6 protein-coding genes are annotated in these 6,396 nt (G+C 71.5%); all 6 read right to left on the reverse strand.

What is annotated here, in order from left to right:
• The coding region (locus ACLU3S_RS35140; RefSeq protein WP_413956028.1) for a Rho termination factor N-terminal domain-containing protein at window positions 1–470 on the reverse strand (470 nt) is incomplete at its 3' end.
• A 413-nt stretch (window positions 471–883) separates the two neighbouring features.
• Window positions 884–1,801, reverse strand: coding sequence for a homoserine kinase (gene thrB / locus ACLU3S_RS35145; protein ID WP_413956029.1), 918 nt, complete (start codon window positions 1,799–1,801; stop codon window positions 884–886).
• A 270-nt stretch (window positions 1,802–2,071) separates the two neighbouring features.
• The gene (thrC, locus tag ACLU3S_RS35150; RefSeq protein WP_413956030.1) at window positions 2,072–3,130 is read right to left on the reverse strand and encodes a threonine synthase; all 1,059 of its coding nucleotides are present in this window, start codon (window positions 3,128–3,130) and stop codon (window positions 2,072–2,074) included.
• 6 nt (window positions 3,131–3,136) lie between these two features.
• Window positions 3,137–4,486, reverse strand: coding sequence for a homoserine dehydrogenase (locus tag ACLU3S_RS35155; protein ID WP_413956031.1), 1,350 nt, complete (start codon window positions 4,484–4,486; stop codon window positions 3,137–3,139).
• A 273-nt stretch (window positions 4,487–4,759) separates the two neighbouring features.
• On the reverse strand, window positions 4,760–6,151 hold the full coding sequence (gene lysA, locus ACLU3S_RS35160) for a diaminopimelate decarboxylase (protein WP_413956032.1): 1,392 nt from the start codon (window positions 6,149–6,151) through the stop codon (window positions 4,760–4,762).
• A 54-nt stretch (window positions 6,152–6,205) separates the two neighbouring features.
• A partial coding sequence (locus ACLU3S_RS35165) for a DALR anticodon-binding domain-containing protein (protein WP_413956033.1) occupies window positions 6,206–6,396 on the reverse strand: 191 nt, incomplete at its 5' end.

Raw genomic sequence — 6,396 nt, forward strand, 5'->3', positions numbered from 1 at the left:
GGGCTGCCGGCCTCGGCGGTGGCGCGGCGGCGACGGCGCTCGGCCGGGGCGTCGTCGGAGGCCGGCTGGCCGGGGATCTCGATCTGCTGCTGGGCCACGGCCTGTTCGGCAGGGGCCTCGGCCCTGGCCTCCGCCTTCTTGTCGGCGGTCTCCTCGCCGGTGCGGGCCTTGGAGGTGGCCCGGCGCTTCGGCTTGGTCTCGGTGGCGGCCTCGGCCTTCGGGGCGGGAGCGCCTCCCGCGGCCTGCGCCTCCTTGATGACCTCGATCAGCTGGCTCTTGCGCATCCGCGCGGTGCCCCTGATGCCGAGGCCCGAGGCGACCTGCTGCAGCTCGGCCAGCACCATGCCCTCGAGGCCGGTACCGCGGCGCCGCCGGGAGCCGGCACCGGTGGCAGGCGCGGAGGCGTCCGTGGCGGGCGCGGCAGCGGTCTCCTCGACACGTGCGCCCATCAGATCGGTGGTGTCGCTCACGAAGGGTCCTTCCCTGGAGCGGACGTCGGCCTTCTGGCTCGGCGACCGGTTGTGCTGTCCGGCTACGGTCCTGTCTTCGGTGAACCGTGCCGGGGCGGTGGTCCGCCAAAGCGGCGGAGGAATGTGCGGTGATTGGCGCTTCCGCGAGTCGTGGCACCCAGTGTCACGTGGCGTGGTCGCACCGATTCCGGAGCGTGCCCGGCGGACCGCTCAGTGTCCGCATACGACGTACTGCCCAGGTACGGCGCACGGAACACGGAGTGGCGTGGGAGACTCCCGGAAGAATGTCTGTCCCGGACGGGGACACGAGGCACCTCGCCATGGTGGGGTCGGGTGCAGACTTGAGGTTAACACTACCGGATCCAACAAACATTCCCCCTCTCCAAAACATCCGGCATCCGAGCTACCGCGTATCAGGTCGCAAGCGGCAGCACACTCGCTCCCTGTACGTCGAGGTCCAGCCGGTTGGCGGCCCAGCCCTCGCCCGCGAGGTGGGACACCTTGTCGGCGCTGTCCTCGTCGGCCAGGGCCATGACGGTGGGTCCGGCGCCCGAGATGACAGCCGGGATCCCGTCGGCCCGCAGCCGCTCCACCAGCGCGGCGCTCTCCGGCATCGCCGGGGCGCGGTACTCCTGGTGGAGGCGGTCCTCGGTGGCGGGCAGCAGCAGCTCGGGGCGCCTGGTCAGGGCCTCGACGAGCAGGGCGGCACGGCCCGCGTTGGCGGCGGCGTCGACGTGCGGCACGGTGCGCGGCAGCAGACCTCGGGCGGTCTCGGTCAGCACCGGCTTTCCGGGCACGAAAACCACCGGAACGATGGAATCGTGCGGGTCCATCCTGATCGCCCGGGCTGTGCCGGCCTCCATCCAGGACAGGGTGAAACCGCCGAGCAGACAGGCGGCCACGTTGTCCGGGTGGCCCTCGATCTCGGTGGCCAGCTCCAGCAGGGCGGCGTCGTCGAGGCGGGCCTCGCCGCCTATGGTCACGGCGCGGGCGGCGACGATGCCGGCGCAGATGGCGGCGGAGGAGGAGCCGAGGCCGCGGCCGTGCGGGATGCGGTTGGCGCAGACGATCTCCAGGCCGCGCGGCTGTCCGCCCAGCAGATCGAAGGCGATGCGCAGCGAGCGGACGAGAAGGTGAGACTCGTCACGCGGGAGTGTCTCGCTGCCCTCTCCCGCGATGTCGATGTGCAGCCCGGAGTCGGCCACCCGGACGACGACGTCGTCGTACAGCCCCAGCGCGAGGCCCAGGGCGTCGAAGCCCGGGCCGAGGTTGGCGCTGGTGGCGGGAACGCGCACCCGGACGGCGGCGGCGCGGAACGCTGGACCGGCCATCGCTCGAAGACTCTCCTTGAGCTGCGGGACTTGTCGAGTGACGCTCGATGGATTCGATGGTCACTCGGTGGACTTCCGATGACGTACGAAGACCCGTCGGGCCGCGCGGACGACACGGCCCCGTGCCACACGCAGGGCATATGCGGTGGGCGGGTTCACTACAGCCTATCGAAGGAAGGTTCTGTGGCGACATAGGGCGCACAGGAGGCGCACGATGCGTGTCGCAAGCCCCCTGTGCTCCCCGCCAGGGAGAACCCGGACGCCCGGCGCTCAGGCGAGGCCGAGGCGCTCGGCCGCGGTGGCCGCGTCGACCGGGACGGTGACCGGCTGCGGGGCGCCCGCGACGGCCCAGTCCGGGTCCTTCAGGCCGTTGCCGGTGACGGTGCACACGATGCGCTGCCCCGGGTCGACCCTGCCCTGCTCGGCGGCCTTGAGCAGACCGGCGACGGAGGCGGCGGAGGCGGGCTCCACGAAGACGCCCTCCTGGGCGGCCAACAGGCGGTAGGCACGCAGGATTTCACGGTCCGTCACCTCGTCGATGGCGCCGCCGGACTCGTCGCGGGCGGCCAGCGCGTACTGCCAGGAGGCGGGGTTGCCGATCCGGATCGCGGTGGCGATGGTCGACGGGTCCTTGACGACCTCGCCGCGCACGATCGGGGCGCTGCCGGAGGCCTGGAAGCCCCACATGCGCGGGGTCTTGGTGGCGATGCCGTCGGCGGCGTACTCCCGGTAGCCCTTCCAGTAGGCGGTGATGTTGCCCGCGTTGCCGACCGGGAGGACGTGGATGTCGGGCGCGTCACCGAGCATGTCGACGATCTCGAACGCGGCCGTCTTCTGACCCTCGATACGTGCCGGATTGACCGAATTGACCAGCGCCACGGGGTAGTTGTCGCTGAGCGCGCGGGCGAGGGTGAGGCAGTCGTCGAAGTTGCCGTCGACCTGGAGGATCTTCGCGCCGTGCACGAGGGCCTGGCCCATCTTGCCGAGCGCGATCTTGCCCTGCGGCACGAGCACGGCGGAGACCATGCCGGCGCGCACGGCGTAAGCGGCGGCGGAGGCCGACGTGTTGCCGGTGGAGGCGCAGATGACGGCCTTGGCCCCCTCCTCCTTGGCCTTGGAGATGGCCATGGTCATGCCGCGGTCCTTGAAGGACCCGGTGGGGTTCGCGCCCTCGACCTTGAGGTGCACCTCGCAGCCGGTGCGCTCGGAGAGCACCTGCGCGGGTACGAGGGGCGTGCCGCCCTCGCGGAGCGTCACGACCGGCGTGGTGTCGGATACCGGCAGCCGGTCCCGGTACTCCTCGATGATTCCGCGCCACTGGTGGGTCATTGCTGGTTACTCTCCTTCAACCCGCATGATGCTGGCGACACCCCGCACGGTGTCGAGCTTGCGCAGCGCCTCGACGGTCCCGGACAGGGAGGCGTCGAGGGCCCGGTGGGTGACGACGACGAGGGAGGCCTCGCCGCCCTCCCGTCGCCCGCCGCCACCCTGTTCGACGGCGGCCGCGTCGCCGCTGCTCTGATTTCTGCCCTGCTGCCGAACCGTATCGATGGAAACCCCGTGCTCGGCGAAGACGGTGGCGACCTGGGCGAGGACGCCCGGTTTGTCGGCGACGTCCAGGCTGATGTGGTAGCGCGTGACGGCGTCGCCCATGGGCGAGACGGGCAGCGCGGCGTACGCGGACTCGCCGGGACCGGTGGCCCCGTTGATCCGGTTGCGGCAGACCGCGACCAGGTCGCCGAGGACGGCGGAGGCGGTGGGCGAGCCGCCGGCGCCGGGGCCGTAGAACATGAGCTGCCCGGCGGCGTCGCTCTCCACGAAGACGGCGTTGTACGCCCCGCGCACCGAGGCCAGCGGATGGCTGAGCGGGATCATCGCGGGGTGCACGCGCGCGGTGACGGAGGCCCCGTCGGCCGCCCGCTCGCAGATGGCGAGCAGCTTGATGGTGCAGCCCATCTCCTTGGCGGAGGCGAAGTCCGCGGCGGTGACCTCGGTCATGCCCTCGCGGTAGACGTCGTCGAGGCGCACACGCGTGTGAAAGGCGATGCCGGCGAGGATGGCGGCCTTGGCGGCGGCGTCGAACCCCTCGACGTCGGCGGTCGGGTCGGCCTCCGCGTACCCGAGGGCGGTGGCCTCGTCCAGGGCCTCCTGGTAGCCGGCCCCCGTGGAGTCCATCTTGTCGAGGATGAAGTTGGTGGTGCCGTTGACGATGCCGAGCACCCGGTTGACCTTGTCCCCGGCGAGGGACTCGCGCAGCGGCCGGATCAGCGGGATGGCGCCGGCGACGGCGGCCTCGTAGTACAGGTCCCGGCCGTGCTCCTCGGCGGCGGCGTGCAGCGCGGCCCCGTCCTGGGCCAGCAGGGCCTTGTTGGCGGACACGACCGAGGCGCCGTGCTCGAAGGCGGTGGTGATGAGCGCCCGGGCGGGCTCGATCCCGCCGATGACCTCGACCACCACGTCGATGTCCCCGCGTTTGACGAGGGCGGTGGCGTCGGTGGTGATGAGGTCCGGGTCGATCCCCTCGCGCACCTTGGCGGGCCTGCGCACGGCCACCCCGGCGAGTTCGACCGGGGCGCCGATCCGGGCGGCGAGGTCGTCGGCGTGCGTCGTCATGATGCGCGCCACCTCTGAGCCGACCACTCCACAGCCCAGCAGCGCCACCTTCAGCGGACGCGTACGCATCATCCGACCTCGTTTCCTCATACCGTCTACGGTTGGACCAGTCTCACTCACCGGACGGGAGTTTCTACCCTTCGTCCGGATCGTGAGACGTCTATTTCATTTTTCCCGGGGCGGGAAACCGCAGATCTTCCGCCCCGTTTGTCTTTGCGGGTGTCCGGCGTCCGGCGTCCGGTGTCCGGTGTCCTGGCGTCCGATGTCCTGGGCCGGTGTTTTGACGGCCTTCCTGGTGGTCGTCGTCCGCACGCCGTTTCGGTCACCTGAAGCCGGGACGTTCGGTCACCCGACGTCCAGACGCAAGAGGTCCTCCTCCGTCTCGCGCCGGACGATCGCCCGGGCGCCGCCGTCCTTCACGGCGACGACGGGCGGCCGGAGCACGTGGTTGTAGTTGCTGGCCATGGACCGGCAGTACGCGCCCGTGGCCGGCACGGCGATCAGGTCGCCCGGCGCCAGGTCGGCGGGCAGGAACGCGTCCTTGACCACGATGTCCCCGCTCTCGCAGTGCTTGCCGACCACGCGGACGAGCATCGGCTCGGCGTCGCTCGTCCGGGACACCAGCGCGACGCTGTACTCGGCGTCGTACAGCGCCGTCCGGATGTTGTCGGACATGCCGCCGTCCACGGACACGTAGGTCCGCAGCCCATCCAGCGGCTTGACGGTCCCGACCTCGTACAGCGTGAACGCGGTCGGTCCCACGATGGCCCGCCCGGGCTCGACGGAGATCCGGGGCGCCCGCAGCCGCGCGGCCTCGCACTCGCGCGCGACGATCTCGGTCAGCGCCTTGGCGATCTCGTGCGGCTCGCGCGGGTCGTCCTCACTGGTGTAGGCGATCCCGAGCCCGCCCCCGAGGTCGATCTCCGGCAGTTCGACCCCGTGCTCGTCGCGAATGTCCCGGAGCAGCCCGACCACGCGGTGGGCGGCGACCTCGAAGCCGGACATGTCGAAGATCTGCGAGCCGATGTGGGAGTGGATGCCGATCAGCTCGAGCCCGTCGAGCCGCAGCGCGCGCCGCACGGCCTCGGCGGCCTGCCCCCCGGCCAGCGGAATCCCGAACTTCTGGTCCTCGTGCGCGGTGGCGATGAACTCGTGCGTGTGCGCCTCGACGCCCACGGTGATCCGGATCTGCACCTTCTGCCGCTTCTCCAGCGACTGCGCGATGTGGGCGACCCGCACGATCTCCTGGAAGGAGTCGAGCACGATCCGCCCGACCCCGGCCTCGACGGCCCGGCGGATCTCCTCCGGGGACTTGTTGTTGCCGTGGAAGGCGATGCGCTCGGGGGGCATGCCCGCGGACAGGGCGGTGGCCAGCTCCCCACCCGAGCACACGTCGAGGTTGAGCCCCTCCTCCTTCAGCCACCGCACGACGGCACGCGAGAGGAACGCCTTCCCGGCGTAGAACACGTCGGCGTCGGCCCCGAAGGCGGTACGCCAGGCGCGCGCCCGGGCCCGGAAGTCGGCCTCGTCCAGGATGTAGACGGGCGTGCCGAACTTCTCGGCCAGCCGGGTCACCGGGACGCCGCCGACGGTGACGACCCCGTCCTCGCCCCGGCCGACGGTCTGGGCCCAGACCTTCGCGTCCAGGGCGTTGAGGTCGGCGGGCGGCGCGGTGTAGTGCCCCTCGGGCAGGACGTCGGCGTGACGGGGCCCGGCGGGGTGGGCGGAACGGCTCATGACGTGGCTCTCAGACTCTCTGTCTCTCTCCGGGGCACATCTGCTCTCGGGCCCTCAGAGGTGTTCGGGTGCGTCGATGCCGAGCAGGGACAGGCCGCCGGCCAGCACCGTCCCGGCGGCTTCGGCAAGCGCCAGCCGGGCCCGGTGGGCGGCCGAGGGTTTCTCCTCGCCGCAGGGAAGCACGGTGGGCAGAAAGGGCAGCACGGCATCGGCGACGATCACGAGATGCCGCGCAAGCCGGTCCG

Origin of the sequence: Streptomyces sp. AF1A, from assembly GCF_047340315.1 — a bacterium.
GTDB lineage: Bacteria > Actinomycetota > Actinomycetes > Streptomycetales > Streptomycetaceae > Streptomyces.

Coding starts and splice junctions, on each gene's coding strand:
- thrC (WP_413956030.1), bottom strand. CDS start 3,130: ATGACCCACCAGTGGCGCGGAATCATCGAGGAGTACCGGGACCGGCTG.
- lysA (WP_413956032.1), bottom strand. CDS start 6,151: ATGAGCCGTTCCGCCCACCCCGCCGGGCCCCGTCACGCCGACGTCCTG.
- ACLU3S_RS35155 (WP_413956031.1), bottom strand. CDS start 4,486: ATGATGCGTACGCGTCCGCTGAAGGTGGCGCTGCTGGGCTGTGGAGTG.
- thrB (WP_413956029.1), bottom strand. CDS start 1,801: ATGGCCGGTCCAGCGTTCCGCGCCGCCGCCGTCCGGGTGCGCGTTCCC.